General features: G+C 41.0%; 13 protein-coding genes. 12 read left to right on the top strand and 1 reads right to left on the bottom strand.

Features of this window, described 5'->3' with window-relative positions:
* Window positions 1-55 precede the first annotated feature (55 nt).
* Window positions 56-940: an ion transporter gene (locus M1P97_RS15705; RefSeq protein WP_249389571.1), complete on the top strand. Its 885-nt coding sequence runs from the start codon at window positions 56-58 to the stop codon at window positions 938-940.
* 63 nt (window positions 941-1,003) lie between these two features.
* Window positions 1,004-1,210 (top strand): hypothetical protein, encoded by a 207-nt coding sequence (locus tag M1P97_RS15700; RefSeq protein WP_195375523.1) that lies wholly within the window; start codon window positions 1,004-1,006, stop codon window positions 1,208-1,210.
* Window positions 1,211-1,222: 12 nt separating this feature from the next.
* On the opposite strand, the gene M1P97_RS26295 is transcribed toward M1P97_RS15700, so the two are convergent.
* Complete coding sequence (locus tag M1P97_RS26295) at window positions 1,223-1,351, bottom strand: hypothetical protein (protein ID WP_262497518.1); 129 nt, start codon at window positions 1,349-1,351, stop codon at window positions 1,223-1,225.
* 207 nt (window positions 1,352-1,558) lie between these two features.
* Here M1P97_RS26295 and M1P97_RS15695 point away from each other — a divergent pair, with 207 nt between their 5' ends.
* From M1P97_RS15695 to M1P97_RS15650, 10 genes are all read left to right on the top strand, one after another.
* Entirely contained in the window at window positions 1,559-2,116 is a 558-nt protein-coding gene (locus M1P97_RS15695; protein WP_249389570.1) for an RNA polymerase sigma-70 factor, read from the top strand.
* Window positions 2,117-2,182: 66 nt separating this feature from the next.
* Complete coding sequence (locus M1P97_RS15690; protein WP_249389569.1) at window positions 2,183-3,175, top strand: FecR family protein; 993 nt, start codon at window positions 2,183-2,185, stop codon at window positions 3,173-3,175.
* Window positions 3,176-3,358: 183 nt separating this feature from the next.
* A complete protein-coding gene (locus M1P97_RS15685) occupies window positions 3,359-6,652 on the top strand; it encodes a TonB-dependent receptor (RefSeq protein ID WP_249389568.1) in 3,294 nt (1,097 codons plus the stop codon).
* An 11-nt stretch (window positions 6,653-6,663) separates the two neighbouring features.
* Window positions 6,664-8,175, top strand: a complete 1,512-nt coding sequence (locus M1P97_RS15680) for a RagB/SusD family nutrient uptake outer membrane protein (RefSeq protein WP_195375519.1) — start codon at window positions 6,664-6,666, stop codon at window positions 8,173-8,175.
* A gap of 22 nt (window positions 8,176-8,197) precedes the next feature.
* The gene (locus M1P97_RS15675; protein ID WP_249389567.1) at window positions 8,198-9,727 is read left to right on the top strand and encodes a sulfatase-like hydrolase/transferase; all 1,530 of its coding nucleotides are present in this window, start codon (window positions 8,198-8,200) and stop codon (window positions 9,725-9,727) included.
* A gap of 79 nt (window positions 9,728-9,806) precedes the next feature.
* Window positions 9,807-10,376 (top strand): RNA polymerase sigma-70 factor, encoded by a 570-nt coding sequence (locus M1P97_RS15670; protein ID WP_195375517.1) that lies wholly within the window; start codon window positions 9,807-9,809, stop codon window positions 10,374-10,376.
* 66 nt (window positions 10,377-10,442) lie between these two features.
* Window positions 10,443-11,429, top strand: coding sequence for a FecR domain-containing protein (locus M1P97_RS15665; RefSeq protein ID WP_195375516.1), 987 nt, complete (start codon window positions 10,443-10,445; stop codon window positions 11,427-11,429).
* A 146-nt stretch (window positions 11,430-11,575) separates the two neighbouring features.
* Window positions 11,576-15,058, top strand: coding sequence for a TonB-dependent receptor (locus M1P97_RS15660; RefSeq protein ID WP_249389566.1), 3,483 nt, complete (start codon window positions 11,576-11,578; stop codon window positions 15,056-15,058).
* A gap of 11 nt (window positions 15,059-15,069) precedes the next feature.
* The gene (locus tag M1P97_RS15655; RefSeq protein WP_249389565.1) at window positions 15,070-17,118 is read left to right on the top strand and encodes a RagB/SusD family nutrient uptake outer membrane protein; all 2,049 of its coding nucleotides are present in this window, start codon (window positions 15,070-15,072) and stop codon (window positions 17,116-17,118) included.
* Window positions 17,119-17,240: 122 nt separating this feature from the next.
* Window positions 17,241-18,219 (top strand): sugar-binding domain-containing protein (locus M1P97_RS15650; protein WP_394803921.1); only part of this gene is annotated, 979 nt, incomplete at its 3' end.

The raw sequence follows: 18,219 nt of genomic DNA, 5'->3' as shown, positions 1-18,219 counted from the left end.
ATTGTTACAAAGATAAAGGTTCATATAAGAATCTCCAAATAAGATATTTAGATATATGGAACAAGAAGGAACCGAATCAGGCTTTTTTTGTAGGATTAGGAACAATATCAACGCTTTTCTTCATAACAAGAAATTGAAAGAGAAGTTATATATTATCATATTCGAATCGGATACGCCTAAAGGAAAGCTGTTTGATGTTTTTCTTATTGGGTTTATCATTGCCAGCGTGTTGGTGGTGATATTGGAGAGTGTTGTGACCTTTTCCGATCGTTTCAAGCTGATCCTTCAGGTACTGGAATATGTATTTACTGCTTTCTTTACTTTTGAATATCTGGTGCGGATCTATTGTAGTCCTAAACCGAAGAAATATATATTCAGCTTTTTCGGGATTGTGGATTTATTGGCTACATTGCCTTTGTATCTTGGCTTTTTCTTTAGGGGGGCACGTTACCTGTTAATAATAAGAACTTTTCGTCTGATCCGGGTATTTCGTGTGTTCAAGTTGTTTAATTTTCTGGAAGAGGGGAATTTATTGTTGGTGTCTTTGCGGCTGAGTAGCCGGAAGATCTTTGTGTTTTTCTTTTTTGTCCTTATCCTGGTTACTTCGATCGGAACGATCATGTTTATGGTCGAGGGGACTCAACCGGATACACAATTCAATAATATACCCAATTGCATTTATTGGGCGATAGTTACCATGACAACAGTCGGTTATGGAGATATAACGCCTGTTACCCCTGTCGGACGTTTTATTTCGGCTTGTGTGATGCTGATCGGTTATACGATCATTGCGGTTCCGACGGGGATTGTTTCGGCTACGATGATGAAAGAGCATCGCAAACGTAGTCTGTTGCAATGTCCCCATTGTTTCCGGACAGGGCATGAAGAAGAAGCTAAGTTCTGCAAGTATTGTGGAGGAAAGCTAGATGATACAAAATAAAATTGGTCAACTTTCTTATCGTTTTAACTAGCGCGTTTCATGAATATTTTTATATTTGCGCATATGAAAACACTATTAGCCACTATTGTAGCAGCATTGCTTATTACTATTATGTTTTGTGCCGGAGGATATAGCTTATACTGTATTGAAGCTGATCCGGCATTGTTTATTCTCGTTTTGGGGATTGCCTGGGCTGTTTCGCTCTGGCTGCTTTTCTCTACCGTGTTCAGTAAAAAAAGAAAGAGATCTATTTCTTTTTTAAGGCATTGATTCCGGATTTTATCAATCCTTTGATTTACTGTTTATATCTTTCAACGTGTCTTTTATAACGTACCATATTACGCAGACGATCATGACCAGCATGATGGCACTGCCGCCTACACTGATTATTGTTTTTATGTATTGATCCATCTTTTGAAAAGTATATAGGTTTATAGATATAGTTACTACATGCTAAAGATAGGCATAAGAATGCTAATAATTGGGTTATCTGTGAAATAATTACAGAAATGTACAATAATTGGACATTATGTTAAGGAATCGGGTTATGGAATAATTATATTGCCGTGAAAAGAAAAATGGTTATTGTGGTCTAATATTGTTTATATTTGCGGTACTATGGATGGAGATCGGGAATATGAATATATGAAAAAACTGGGACAAGGGGATCATAAGTCATTTGATGCCTTGTTTTTGTTGTATCATCCCAAAGTGAAGAACTTCTTGCTGGGGTTTATCAAGGATGAAGAAGAGGCATGCGATATGGCGCAGGATATCTTCTTTAAGGTCTGGACGAACCGGGAAAGTATTTCGAAAGTGAACTCCCTGAAAGCCTATCTATACCGAATGGCCCGGAATATGATTTACGATTATTATGAACATAGTCTGGTAAAAGCATCCTATGAGCAGAAACAACAGTTGTCTTCCATTGCTTATACGGATTTGATCGAAGAAGACCTGTATGCAAAAGAATTAGCTATCCTGATCGATATTGCCATAGAACAGATGCCCGAACAACGACGCCGTATTTTTAAGATGAGCAGGAAAGAAGGGCTATCCAACGATGAAATTTCCCAGCGGTTGGAAATAAATAAACGCACGGTTGAAAACCATATAACACAAGCCCTGGCTGATCTCCGGGAGGCTTTGCGCGGAGCCGTTTTATTACTTTTCTGAAAAAATATCTTTTTAGCCTGTGTGTGCGCTTTCGTTGTCCCGTCTTTATTATAAACACGGGATAAAATGGCAAATAAAACCATACATACATTACTAACAAAATTCTTTGGGAATGATCTTCCGGAGTCAACACAGCTGTCTTTCCGCGAATGGTTCGTTAGCGGAACCAGCCAGCGGGAAAAGGAGGAAGCTATGCAGGATATCTGGGAGCAGGTGCCCGGTGAAACCAATGAACAGACCAAACAGGAGCTGGCCAGGCTTCACCGGCGTATTCACTCTGTTTCAGAACCGGTAGTGAAGAGAACATTGTATCGCCAATTCGTTCGTGTCGCTGCGATCCTGCTGTTGCCTTTGCTAGGAGCCGCTACCACCTATTTCGTTATGCGGATTGAGCCTCAAATAATCGAACCCGAATGGACGGAATGTTTTGTGCCGAATGGGGAAAGAAAACAGATCTTCCTGTCGGACGGATCGGAAGTCTGGCTGAATTCAGGATCATTATTGCTTTATTCCACCCGATTCGAAGGGGATAAGCGATCAATCTATTTGAATGGAGAAGCCAGTTTTAAGGTAGCTAAAGACCCGGATAAACCGTTTATCGTAAAAACCGGCCATATGGAGGTGGAGGCTTTGGGTACTCTTTTTAATGTAGAGGCCTATTCGGATTCAAAATTGACTATCGCAACTTTGGAAGAGGGGAAAGTGCGTGTAGTAACTGACCTGGCTCCGGACAAACCATTTATACTGGTTCCGGATGAGCAAATTGTGTATAACAGTCAGTTGGGAATTGTATCCAAAGAACTGATCGATGCAACCAGGATCTTACAATGGAAACATGGTTATCTGACTTTCCAAGGGGCTTCTTTTGATCATATTGTGAAGACGATCGAACGTCGTTTTGATGTTACGATCAATTATGAGACAGATAAATTTGCAGGACGTAGTTTTACAATGAAGTTCAGGCCTGATGAAGGACTGAACCAGGTATTGGATATCTTGAAAGAGATGGTAAACGGATTGCATTACAGGATAAAAAATAACGTAATATACATCAACTAAAGAAACGGGAGGATACTTTATGAAAAAAAGAACCCGGGAAGACGACGCCAATCAGAACTTCCCGGATTTGAAATCGTAGAATACCAATTAAAAACTTACCTCAAACAGGTAAGAAACAATATAATATTCAACTTTAAAAATCTAATTCACAAAGATATGGAAATAATCCAGAAAATACAAAAGATGAAAAGTATTAGTTCATTCAGGGTAGTTATAATACTTTTTCTTCTCCTTTTTTCGCAATATACTTTGCTGGGGGCACAAACAATCACACTATCCGGAAATAATCTGACTATAAAGAGTGCTTTTGTAGAGATAGAGAAACAAACAGACATGTCGATCGATTATGACGAGTCGGTGATAAACCTTCATCAAAAGATCAGTACATCTATTCAGGGGAAAAGCCTGGAAGAAACGATGAATATCCTGCTTAAGGGTACGGGATGCTCGTTCGTAGTAAAAAACAATCACATCGTTATTTCGGTAAATGCCCAAGATACAGGAAAGTCGTTGACTGTGACAGGAGTGATCACGGACGAACACGGAGAACCTGTGATCGGGGTGAACGTCATTGAAAAAGGGACGACAAACGGTTGTATCTCCGATATGGACGGACGTTATTCGTTGGACGTACAGCCTAATTCCATCTTGCAGGTCTCTTATATCGGATATATCTCCCGGGAAATAAGGGTGAATAACCAGAAGGTGATCAATGTACAACTGAGAGAAGATACCCAGAATTTGGAAGAGGTGGTGGTAGTTGGTTATGGTACACAGAGAAGGAAAGACTTGACGGGAGCCGTATCGAGTATCAATGCGAGTGAGATACAGAGCCGCTCGGTTCCTTCAGTAGCCGGTTCGTTGCAGGGAAAATTGAGTGGGGTCATGATACAGGAAACTGGTGGTGACCTGACCGGACGTTTCCAGTTCGCGGTACGCGGTACGGGGTCTGTGACCGGTAGCAATAATCCGCTGCTTATTGTGGATGGTGTTCCGCTTTTTAATGACGATCTTTCTACATTAAATACAAAAGACGTTGTTTCCATCGATGTATTGAAAGATGCTTCCGCTTCTGCTATTTACGGTTCGCGTGCTTCTAATGGTGTTGTTATTATCACGACGAAACGCGGACAGAGCGGGAAACCTGTCGTTTCTTTCAGTATGGATCTGGGATTTGAAAATATCGCTAAACGGTATGAAGTATTGACCACCGACCAGCAGCGTTTGTTGTTTGTTGAGGCTTTTAAGAATACCAACAGAAATCCGGCGGTGTATGAAAATGTAAATGATCCGGTTTGGCAGATAGATACGGACTGGCAGAAAGAGGGAACCCGGACAGGGGTAAGGCAGAATTATAACCTCAGTGTACAGGGAGGAAGCGAGAATAATAAATATGCGGTATCAGGTTCGTTTTCACGAAGACTGGGAACAATGAAGAACAGCGACCTGAATGAATTCTTCCTGCGCGCAAACAATGATATTTCTATCGGTGAAAAAGTGAAGATCGCATCAAGTATCAGCGGAGCACATCAGCGCCAGAATAAGTTGAGTAATGATGCCTGGGGTAGTGGAGCTTATCAGCGTCTGATCAGTAGCCATAGTTATTTGCCGGCTTATGATGAGACTGGAGATTTCTTCGCGGTGTCGTCGGCGGCAGACCCTTACTTTGGAGAAAACAGTAATCCGCTGATCAATCAATTGATGAATGTAAATAAAGAGAGTTCATCGAGAATGATGGGAAGTATTAAGATCGACTATAATATTCTGAAGGAGTTGACTTTTACTGTTAATGCGGGTACAGACTTAGGGTTTATCAACGGTTATCAATATCTACCGGTGTATCAGTACGGACGATATACCCGGACGGAAGGCAGTACCACCAATACATCCAGGGAGATGATCAACTGGGTGACGGAGGCAACCTTGCAGTATAGTAAAAAATGGAGACAGCATTCGTTGAGTGCTTTGATCGGAGCTTCCGCACAGCAGCATGTAGAGAAAAGGACAAGTACGACTGGTACCGGAACTATCGATAATTCTTTGGATCAGTTATCGAACCAGACAAACTTTACGGCAACAGGAACTTCGGTGACTTCTGCCCTGGCCTCTACTTTTGTTCGTTTGAATTATAGTTTTAACGACCGCTATTTGTTTACCGGAACAGTCAGACGTGACGGTTCTTCAAAGTTCGGACCGGATAAACGCTATGGTATTTTCCCTTCAATATCCGGTGCCTGGAGAATGTCGGAAGAGGCATTCTTACGTGATGTCGATTTTCTTACCAACCTGAAACTGCGTGTGGGATATGGATTGACCGGTAACCAGAATATCGGAGATTTCGCCTATGTGACCCGTGCTGGTGCCAGCCCTTATATCTGGGGTAACAGTATGGTGGTGGGGAACTCATCGGTGAATATGGGTAATCCTAAGCTGCAATGGGAATCGGCCCAGCAGTTCAATGTAGGTATAGATGCTTCTTTCCTGGACAGCAGATTGTCTCTGGTTCTCGATTATTATGATAAGCGGTCGAGGGACTTGCTTATCCAGACTCCGGTTCCTTATATTGCCGCTGTTTCGGAAAATCCGTATGTTAACCTGGGTTCTGTTCAGAACAGAGGTGTGGAAATCGGTATTAACTCCAATAATATTTCAACAAAGAAATTCTCCTGGACAACAAGTTTCAATATCAGCTTTAATAAGAATAAGGTACTCGATATCGGGACGAATGCCCTGGGCGAACCTCTGCAAATTCCGGGAGAAAACATATCGTTGCCGAACGATTTTGCAAACCTGACCAAGAAAGGACATCCGGTCGGCGCTTTTTACATGTATCAGTTTGATGGTATCTGGCAGAAGAACGAGGTAGACGAAGCAGCTTTGTTTGGAGCTGTGCCCGGTGATCCTAAGTTCGTAGACCGGAATAACAGCAAATCGCTCGATACGGGAGATAAGGATTTTGTCGGATCGCCTTTGCCTACCTATTTCGGAGGTTTCACGAATACCTTCTCGTATGGCCCGTTCTCTTTAAACATATTCTTTAATTTTGCAGGTGGCAACAAGATCTATCATGCCATGCGAAACCTGAATGCCAGATCTGTCCCGTTCAATCAGCAATTGGCGGAGATAGCGGATTTCTGGACGGAAAACAATCCTTCGAATACGATACCTCGTCCGTCACAGGGAGGAAATACCACATTCCTGGCGACCCGCGTGTCTACGAATTATCTGGAGGATGGAAAATATCTGAGACTGAAAAATGTATCGCTCTCGTACGCACTACCTAAATCATTACTGACGAAATTGAATATCAGTGATGCAACAGTGTCGGTGAACGGTGCCAACCTGGTTACTTTTACCAAGTATACCGGATTGGATCCGGAAGCATCCAGTACGACGAGTTTGCTGTCTGGCGGTATCGATTATACCCCGTATCCTTCTACTCGTTTTTATTCGTTCTCATTACAATTATCATTCTAAAATTTACTATTATGTTGAGAAAACTAATGTATAAAATATTTATTTCGGGGTTGATCCTGCTGGTTACGGGATGCTCGGATTTTCTGGAGCCAAAGATGAAAGGATCGACAGAGTTACAACAGCTTATAAGTACGGAACAAGGTATGCTGACCGCAGTGAATGGTATTTATCAACCTTTGCAGCCTTTATTCAGTGGTACCATGCAACGTATGACGGATCTGGCTTGTGACGATGGCTGGACTTGGAGAAATGAATTGGAGACGGATCTTTTTATTGTTGAACAGGACTTCTCTTTTGCTGCAACGGTTTGGAAGCAGCATTATATGGGGATAGGCCGTGCCAATGTGGTATTGGATAATCTGGAAAATGTGACGAACTATAAATCGGAGCAGCAACGGCAGCATTTCGAAGGTCAAGCCAAGTTTATGCGGGCTTATTATTATTTTAATCTGGTTCGTCTGTTCGGTGGTGTCCCTATCCTGGAGCATCAGGTGGTTTTCCTGGAAGATGCCCAGGTGCCGAGAGCTTCCATACAGGAGGTTTATAACCAGATCGAGAAAGATCTGGACGAAGCAGAACGTCTTTTGCCTTCTGCTTATTCGGGAGAGACGGGTTCGGAAGCCGGTCGTCCGACGGTTTATTCGGTTAATGCATTGAAAGCGTTGGTTTATCTTGAAATAGAACAGTGGGATAAGGTGGTGGCTGCTGCCGATAAGGTGATAGGGAAAGGTAGCCTGATCGCTTATGCGAAAAATTTCAACGGGACGGCTGAAAATGGTTCCCAGTCATTTTTAGAGGTACAGTATGGAGGTGTTACTTCTGCAACGACTTCTTCGCTGAGTACTTTTTATGCTCCGACTTCTTATCCCAGTGGTAGTGCCCTTATTTTGCCGACAGATGACAATCTGAACGGTAAAGGAGGAGGTCCTTCTTCCGGTGACGGCTTTGTGCAGCTATTTGACGGCAGGCCGGAAGATAACCGTAAAAGTGTGATTATAGATACGTATGGTTTAGCTAACTTTGTGGATGCATCGCAGCCGGACGGAAGTTTGTATTACGTAAACAAGTATTATAATACGACTGACCCGGTAGGCAAAAGCATCTGGAATTTTCCTCTGATCCGGTATGCCGAGATCCTATTGGCGAAAGCGGAAGCTTTGAATGAAAAAGGATATGTTGCCGGAGGTGAAGCCTTCTCCCTGGTCAATCAGATACGGAAACAAGCCGGTCTGGAAGATCTGAAGGGATCGGATGTTACCAGCCAGAAGTCTTTCAGGGACTATATTATGAAAGAACGGCGTATTGAACTGGCTTTTGAGTGTAAGCGTTATTTCGATCTTAACAGGTTGGGGATTTTGCAATCGGTTATGCAGCCTCAGCTGGATTATCTGGGATTGAAATTTCCACAGAGCAAGATGATCACTCATCCGATGACGAATAAACCTTATTACTTGTATCCGGTACCGTCTACCGAGTTTGTAAATAATGCAAAGTTGGGAGAGCAGAACCCGGGATACAAATAATGAAATATAAACTTACTATATCATGAAAAGAAAGAATGTGTTATTATCCCTTGGAGGGCTTTCGGTGTTATGTTCCGGTTGCGCCCAACAAGTGCAGGAGCCTAAGAAACCTAATATCGTCTTTATCTTTGCCGACGATATGGGGTATGGGGATGTGTCGGCGTTGAATGAGAATTCGAAACTGAAGACAACGAATATCGACCGGATTGCCAATGAAGGGGTGATATTTACGGATGCCCATTCCAGTTCGTCTGTCAGTACACCGTCGCGGTACAGCTTGTTGACAGGGCGGTATAACTGGCGGTCGGATCTGAAAGATGGTGTCCTGTATGGTTACGACAAGGCACTTATCCCGCAGGATCGCCGGACGATTGCGAATGTCCTGGGAGAATGCGGTTATCAGACTGCTGCTATCGGTAAGTGGCATCTGGGATGGGACTGGAATAATATCGAGGCAGGGCCGGAAAACGTCGATTTCAGTCAGCCGATCACCAACGGGCCGACTACGCGTGGCTTTGACTATTATTATGGGATCTCGGCATCTCTCGATATGGCTCCTTACGTATATGTGGAAAATGACAAGGTTACGGCTTTGCCTGACCGGGAGACAGTCAATACCGGCATGGGATTCTGGCGTAAAGGACCGACCGGAGCGGATTTCGATCATGAGCAGACACTTCCGCACCTGATCGATAAGGCGGTAGGTTATATCCACGACAAGTCGAAGGAGGATAAACCTTTCTATCTGTATCTACCGTTGCCAGCCCCTCATACTCCGATCCTTCCGATTAAGGAATATCAAGGCAAGTCCGGTCTTAACCCTTACGGTGATTTTGTTTTGATGGTGGACGATATGGTCGGTAAGGTGATGAAAGCGTTGAAAGATGCGGGTGTCGAAGAGAATACGATCATCGTTTTCAGTACGGATAACGGTTGCAGCCCGCAGGCCAAGTTCGATGAACTTCAGGAGAAAGGACATTATCCCAGCTATATCTATCGTGGACATAAGGCCGACCTGTTTGACGGCGGCCACCGTATCCCTTGCGTAGTGAGATGGCCGGCCAGAATCAAACCTCATGTGGTCGACCAGACCATTTGCCTGACGGACTTCTTTGCTACATTTGCCGCTGTTGCCGATTACCGGTTGAAGGATACGGAAGGGGAGGACAGTTATAATATCCTGCCTTTATTATTGAATGAAAAGGAAAGCAATGTGATTCGTGAAGCGACGGTTCATCATTCTATAAACGGTGAATTTACGATCCGTAAGGGGGATTGGAAACTGTTGTTATCACCGAGTTCCGGCGGATGGAGTTTCCCGAAACCGGGAACGGATGACGAGGTGATCAAAACGCTGCCGCTTGTCCAGTTGTACAATATGAAGGAGGATCCTGCAGAAACAAACAATGTTTATGCCGAACATCCGGAGATTGTAAAGGAACTGAAAGACCTGATGGTGAAATACGTCAAAGACGGTCGCAGTACTCCGGGGGCTCCGCAGAAGAATGATGGACCCGAAATCTGGAAGCAGTTGAGCTGGATGGAAGAATAAAAATATTTAGGTTTGTTGTTAAATCCCGGAAAACACTTACTTTTGTTTTTCGGGATTTTATATTTATCAGGGGGGAGATATGCTGACAAACAAACGTGAAATACCATATGATTTTGAAGAAATATATGTTTCATATTTCTCCAGAATGAAATATTTTGCTCTGGAATATGTTTTGTCTGAAGAGGATGCAGAAAATATAGTACAGGATGTTTTTACCGAATTATGGGAAAGAAAGGAACTTCTTACATATAACATAAATCTGGTCGCATTTCTTTTTACATCAATAAAAAATAGATGTATCGATCATTTGCGTCACAGGGTAATTGTAAGAGATGCTGTGAACCAGATACAGGAAGAATATCAGGTCACATTAAAGGTGAAGCTGGCTTCATTGGAATTATTTGATCAGTCTCTTTTGTCGGAACAGGACATTGAGAAGATCGTTTCAGAAGTAATTAACTCTTTGCCGGAAAAATGCCGGGAGATTTTTATAAAAAGTAAAATAGAAGGAAAGAAGCAGAAAGATATTGCCTCTGAAATGAATATATCTCTTAAAACTGTTGAAAACCAAATGAATATTGCCTATAAAAAGTTGAAATCTGAACTGAAAGATTACTTGCCTCTCCTCTTATTTCTTCTGAGTAACTAAAAAATTTAATAGGTCCTTTGGGGGTTTTTATATCTCTAATCGTTTATTAGTAACAAAACGGAAAATATGGACGAACGAATACATAAATACTTTTATGAAGAACTCTCTGCGGAGGAACGCATATCCTTCTTACGCGATGTTGATGCAAATGAAGAGTTGACAAAACAATTTGCAGGATATCAGAATATGCATGCATTGTTGAATCTGGGGCACCAAATGGAAAACAGGTGTATTGGGAAGCAAAAATGTGATCAGTTCATAAAGAAAAAACAACGTCGTATTGCCCAAAAACAGTGGTTGCGTTGGGTTGGTTATGCGGCTGCGATTCTTATTTTGGTAGTTTCTTCCAGTTTGTTGACTTTCAGATACACTCAGGTAGTACAGCCGGAGAATTTGTCGGTAAATGTGATGAATACTTTATATACTCCGGCAGGACAGCGTGCCCGATTGATTCTGCAAGACGGGACGGAGGTTTGGTTGAATGCAAAATCAAAACTGACTTATCCGGCTCAGTTTACCGGTAGCGAAAGACGGGTAACAATAGAAGGAGAAGGCTTCTTCAAAGTGGCAAAAGACCCTTCAAAGCCATTTATTGTCTCAGCGCGAAATGTTGATATGAAAGTATTGGGAACTCAGTTTAATGTTTATAGTTATCCGGAAGCCGGGTTCGTACAGACTAGTTTGCTGGAAGGTTCTGTTTGTGTCTTTTTCCCTGAGAAAGAGAATGAAGGGATTATTTTAAAACCAGATCAGCAGGTTACCGTTTCAAACGGCAAAATGAAGGTGGAGTCTATCCGTCTGAGTGAACATTTCTTATGGCGTGACGGTATTTATGCTTTTGAAAATGAGCCATTGATTAGTATTCTGAAAAAATTGGAGCTTTACTATGATGTGAAGATTGTAGTGAAAGACACTTTATTGTTTAATGATACATATACCGGAAAATTCAGGCAGCGTGACAGTCTGGATGATGTGTTCCGTGTATTACAGCAAATCAGGAAATTCAAGGTAAAGAAAAATGTGGAGAAGAATATAATAACCTTAAGTAAATAATATGTCTAATTAAAAATGGAATGCCTATGATGAAGAAACAGTAAAATAAAAACAAAAGCGGTAGAAGCTACCAACAACTACCGCCGATGTAAAGTAAACACAAGTCGTAAATTTTTAGTATTCACTTTAAACATTAAAACAAAGGTATGAAAAGAAAAGCTTTGTTACAGCTCTTTATTGTGCATAATAACAGCATTAAAGATTTTTTTAGAATTATGAAAATATCACTCTTTCTTTTATTTGTTTGTGTTTTCCAGTTGATGGCTACAAATATGGAAGCACAAAATGCAGTGATCAACATCAGGCAGAATAGCCTTTCTATTAAGCAATTGATTAAGGAAATCGAAAAACAGACAGATTATCTTGTCGTATTTCGGAATCAGGATGTGGATGTAGATAAGGTTATATCTTTTCAAAAGCGTTCGGGAAAGGTTTCTGACTATTTGGATGAGATATACGAAAATACGAATCTCAGTTATGTATTTGAAAACAATTACATAACTCTTTCTCCTAAAGTAGAGGTCGCAAATCAAAACAAGAAGAAAATAACCGGTAAAGTCACAGATCAAAATGGTGAGTCGGTTATTGGTGCCAGTGTTGTTGAAAAAGGGACGACTAACGGGATCATGACTGATATGGATGGACTTTTTACATTAGAGGTTGAAGAAGCGGCTGTGGTACAGGTTTCTTATATTGGTTATCGTACGAAGGATATTTCTGTTGCCGGTAAAAACAATATTCAGGTTCAATTGATTGAGGACATGCAGGCTTTAGACGAGGTTGTTGTTGTCGGTTTCGGTACGCAAAAGAAAGTGAATCTGACAGGATCTGTCAGTATGGTTAATTCGGAAGTACTGGAAAGCCGTCCGGTTCAAAATGTTGGCCAGGCTTTGCAGGGAGTTGTTCCCGGCTTGAATCTGTCTGTAAATAAAACGGGGGGAGAATTGAATAATACATTGGATATAGATGTACGTGGAGTAGGAACAATTGGTGAGGGTTCTAAATCTTCTCCTTTAGTATTGATTGATGGTATAGAAGGGGATATGAACTCAATCAATCCGAATGATATTGAAAGTATTTCGGTATTAAAAGATGCTGCCTCTTCTGCGATTTATGGTTCTCGTGCTGCTTTTGGTGTGATATTGATTACAACAAAAGAGGGTAAGGCTGGCCGGACTCAGGTAAATTATAGTAGTAATGTACGTTTTACAACTCCGTTATCTTTGCCTACTATGATGGACTCTTATCAATTTGCCCAATTTTTTAATCGTGCAGCTGCGAACCAGGGTGCTTCTCCAGCTTTTGATGAGACAACTATGCAGCGTATTATCGATTATCAGGCAGGGAAAATTACATCTGGTTCACAGGTTCGCCCCGACGGACATTTTAGTGAAAATGTATTAGCCAATGGTAATGTGGATTGGTTTAAAGAAACGTATAGAAAAGCTGTGCCTTCTCATGAGCATAATTTAAGCGTAAGTGGAGGAAATGAAAAAATAACTTATTTGGTAAGTGGTAGTTTTATGAATCAAAATGGGTTGATCGCTTATAATTCGGATGATTTTAAAAGATATACGCTTAATGCCCGTATAAAAGCGGAGTTATCTAAATATGTAACGCTTGCTTATGGAGCAAAGTGGATACGTGAAGATTATAAGAAACCATCTTATTTTGGAGATCTATTTTATGACTCTATTGCAAGAACTTGGCCCGTCTGTCCGATACGTGATGACAATGGTAATTATTTGGGATCAATAATAAATAGATTAGTGTATGGTGGTGAAGCTAATGATCAAAAAGATCAGACTTATAATCAGTTACAATTAATTGTAGAACCAATTAAAAATTGGAAATTTTATGCGGAAGGGAATATGAGAACCATAAATCGGATGAACCATTCTGAGAGGCTATTAGTACCTTGGTGGTTTGCAAGTGGTGAAGCTTCTTGGTCTCCAGCTGGTGGACAAACAACTTCTGTTGATGAAGAATCTTTTAGAGATAACTATTTAACGGGAAATTTGTATACAGATTATTTCAAACAATTCGATAGTGGACATTATTTCAAAGCTATGGTCGGTTTTAATGCTGAGTTAATGAAGTCTAGAGATTTGAAAGGCTCTATGGATAATTTGATTTCAATTGATCTTCCGACTTTAAACACTGCAACAGAAAATCCCCGTGCAAGCGGTGGATATACTCATTGGTCTACGGTTGGTTTTTTTGGGCGTTTAAATTATAATTATAAGGAACGATACATGCTGGAAGTAAATATGCGTTATGATGGAACTTCTCGTTTTCTCGGAGATAAACAATGGGGTGTTTTTCCTTCATTTTCTGCTGGTTGGAATATCGCAAGAGAAGACTTTTTCCAGAATATGGGAAATTTGAATGATTATATCAGTATGTTGAAACTGAGAGCGTCCTGGGGACAATTGGGAAATACAAATACAGAAAATTTATATCCTTTCTATTTAACAATGCCGGTAGGGAATGTAAATGGTAGTTGGCTTGTTGACGGACAGAAAACAAATACCTCTTATGCACCGGGTATTGTTAGCTCTTTGATGACCTGGGAGACTGTTGAATCTTGGAATGTCGGATTGGATTGGGGAGTTTTAGACAATCGTCTGACTGGTTCATTTGATTATTTTGTACGTAATACGCTTGATATGATAGGGCCAGCTCCGGAATTACCTTCAATTCTCGGAACAAAAGTTCCAAAGATCAACAATGCAGATATGAAATCTTCTGGCTTTGAATTGGAATTGGGTTGGAGAGACCGAATTGGAGATTTTAATTACGGGGCAAAAGTGGTTTTGTCGGATAATAAACGTGAAGTAACTCGTTACCCGAATGAGAAGGGTGATTATGCTCAGTGGTATACCGGAAAAATGAGTGGTGAATATTGGGGATATGAAACAATAGGCATTGCTAAGACACAGGAAGAGATGGATCAGCATTTAGCTTCTTTGCCAAATGGTGGACAAGATGCTCTGGGTACTAAATGGTCTGCGGGAGATATCATGTATAAGGATTTAAATGGTGACGGTAAAATAGATGCCGGTTCAAGTACTTTGGGGGATTCCGGTGATAAGAAGATTATAGGAAACAATACTCCACGCTATCGTTATGGTGTTACTTTGGATGGCTCCTGGAAGGGCTTTGACCTGAATCTTTTCTTCCAGGGAGTTGCGAAACGTGATTATATATTGGAAGGTCCTTATTTCTGGGGAGCGAAGAATGGACAATGGCATTCGGTTGGATTCGAAGAACATTGGGATTTCTTTAGACCGGAAGGAGACCCATTGGGGGCTAATCTGAATTCTTATTATCCTCGTCCTTTGTTTGACCAGGGAGGGAAAAATCAGGAATATCAAACACGTTATTTGCAAAATGCAGCTTATATCCGTCTGAAAAATGTTCAGTTGGGATATACATTCCCCCGGACTTGGGTAAGTAAAATCGGATTACAGTCATTGCGTTTGTACTTTTCAGGGGATAACCTGTTGACATTTACTAAACTACATGGATATTTTGATCCGGAAACACTGGGCGATACAGGTGATAAAACAGGTAAGGTATATCCTTTGGCCAAAACACTTTCTGTGGGTTTGAATATTAACTTTTAAATGAGAAAATTATGAAACTACAAATAAAAAACATAGTAGCCTTTTCCACTTTGTTGGTTGGAAGTTTATGGTTGGTTTCTTGCGAAGATTATTTGGATAGGAAACCACTGGATAAAGTAACGCCGGATTCCTATCTGACAAAAGAGGATCAATTGGCCAGTTATTCGATCAAGGCTTATTCGTATTATAAAGACGATGGTACTGAAAAGGAATATGTGTTTAAAACTCATTCCGGATGGAGCATAGGAACAATCAAAGAGGATTTACATAGTGATAATATGGCATCGACAAATGCCAGTTACGACTGGTGGGTTCCGGGTAACAAACGAGTTCCAAACAAATCTGTTGATAATGACGGTTTGGGTGATTATTCTTTTAAAAACATTCGAAATTGTAATTATTTTTTTGAACAGGTATTGCCGCGTTATGAGGCCGGAACTATTGAAGGTAATAGGCAGAATATAGAGCATTACATTGGAGAAATGTATTTTTTGCGAGCATGGGAATATTTCAAAAAGTTGAGATTATATGGAGATTTCCCGATTGTAAAATCTACTTTAACGGATGATCATGGTCTTTTGGTCGGAATGAGCCGGCGCGCTCCCCGGAATGAAGTTGCCCGTTTTATTATTCAGGACTTAGACTCTGCCATCATGTTGATGCAACCGGTGTTTAAAAATAAAAACAGATTGAGCAGTACTGTGGCTGAATTGGTTAAATCAAGAGTTGCATTGTATGAAGCAAGTTGGCTGACATATCATAAAGGAACCCCATTTGTTCCCGGAGGTTATGAATGGCCTGGTGCAGAAATGGAATACAACAAAGATTTTTCTATTGATATTGATGCTGAGATTGATTATTTTCTGACACAGGCTATGGATGCCTCAAAGAATGTGGCAGAGTCGATACAATTAGCCAATAACACGGGGGCTATGAATCCAACAGTAAGTATTGATGGATGGAATCCTTATTTTGAAATGTTCGGTGCGGTTGATATGGGGAAATATGACGAGATACTTTTATGGAGAGCCTATAGTAAGGAACTGAATATATTGCATAGTGTTGGAACTTATGTCCGCTTGGGAAATGACTATGGGCTGACAAAAGGCTATGTAGATGGTTTCCTGATGAAAAATGGTCTGCCCTGGTATGCCGGGAATTCAGGTTATCAAGGAGATAAAACGATTCAGGATGTAAAAAAAGATCGTGATGGACGGTTACAGTTATTTTTGAAAGATCCGACTACTCTTATCGAGTTGGAAAGTGGATTACAGAATGGGATGCCTAATATTTTGGGAATACAGGAACAAAAAGAAGTTACAGGTTATGCCGTACGCAAATGTTATAATTATGATCCTATTCAATCTGATTATGGTGGAGGAATTTCTTATTTTGGATGTATTATCTTTCGCGGAGTGGAGGCTCATCTGAATTATTTGGAAGCTTGTTATATGAAGAATAAAGCGTTGGATGCTACAGCTCAAAAATATTGGCGCGCAGTTCGTGAACGTGCTGGCGTTGATCCGGATTTTAATAAGACAATCCAAGCCACTAATTTATCTATGGAAAATGACTGGGCTGTATATTCAGCGGGACAGCCTGTCGATGCTACTTTGTTCAATATCCGTAGAGAAAGACGTAATGAGTTTATTGCTGAAAATATGCGTTGGGATGACCTACGTCGTTGGAGAGCCTTGGATCAGGTGCAGAATTATATTATTGAAGGTTTTAATTTGTGGGATGAAATGTATGCGAGCGAAAGATATACTGATACTAAAACAGGTAAATCCTTATTAATTGAACCTGATGGAAGTGGACAAGCCAATGTTTCTTCTCGCACTAGCAGTAAATATTTACGTCCTTATCAGGTTGTAAAAGCCAATAATGAAGTGTACAATGGATATACCTGGAGTAAAGCAAACTATTTGACTCCACTGCCGGCTTATGAGATTATGTTGACATCTTCTATGGGAACTGACGGTAATGTAAATCTGGATTCATCTCCATTATATCAAAATCCATATTGGCCTAAGCAGGCTGGTGGATCTGCAACAGAATAAAAAAATGAAGGGGAAGAGGACCATATTCCTCTTCCCCTTTTTAAGTTTATATATATATGAAAAAGTATCTGATAGTTTTATCTCTCTTTTTTGCTTTTGTTTCTTGTCATAAAACAGAGTATATGAAATCCCTGCAAGGGCAATGGCGCTTTGCCCTAGATCCGAATGACCGGGGATTGACAGAACAGTGGTATACCCGATCATTGAGCGACACCATCCATTTACCCGGTTCATTACAAGAACAAGGTTATGGTAATGATATAGGAATAGAAACGCCCTGGACCGGATGGGTTGTGGATAAATCCTGGTATAATGCTCCTCAATATGAGAAATTCCGTCAGCCGGAAAATATGAAAGTTCCTTTCTGGCTAAATCCGGATAAGCACTATGTCGGAGTTGCCTGGTATCAGAAAGAGGTTGATATACCTGAGACTTGGTCCGGGCATCCCGTAGAACTCGAACTGGAGCGTACACATTGGCAAACAACTCTTTTCCTGGATGGTATGGAAATGGGTAAGCACGAGTCACTTTCTACTCCTTACAGATATACTTTCCAGGAACTAAAACCTGGAAAACATACCCTGACACTTCGAGTGGATAACCGGGTGAATATAGCAGTAGGAGTTAATGCGCATAGTATTTCTGACCATACACAATCAAATTGGAACGGTGTAGTCGGGGCAATTAGCTTGACAGTAAAGCCCTCTCTTTATATAGACGATATACAGATTTATCCGAATATTGCAGATAAAACGATAAAAGCTGTTGTTTCGTTGGATGGGATAATTGGAACAGCAGGTTCTTCTCTTCTTCTTCAAGTGGAAAAGAAAGATGGAACAGCTATAGGAAAACCCTACAAAATAACCGTTACTCCAGAAGCCGGAATGAAACAGGAAGCAATCTTGTCAATGGGAGATAATGCCTTGCTATGGTCAGAACACAGCCCTAATATTTACAACCTGCGTGTTGTTGTTGAAACCGAAGGAAATAAAGAAGAGCAATGCCGAACTTTCGGTCTTCGTGAATTTAAGGCAAACGGTACACGTTTTGAAGTAAACGGACAACCGGTATTCCTGCGGGGAACACTGGAGTGTTGTATCT

The organism is Parabacteroides leei (assembly GCF_023369805.1).
Classification (GTDB): Bacteria; Bacteroidota; Bacteroidia; order Bacteroidales; family Tannerellaceae; genus Parabacteroides; species Parabacteroides leei.
This window is presented reverse-complemented; position numbering and strand designations above follow the sequence as displayed.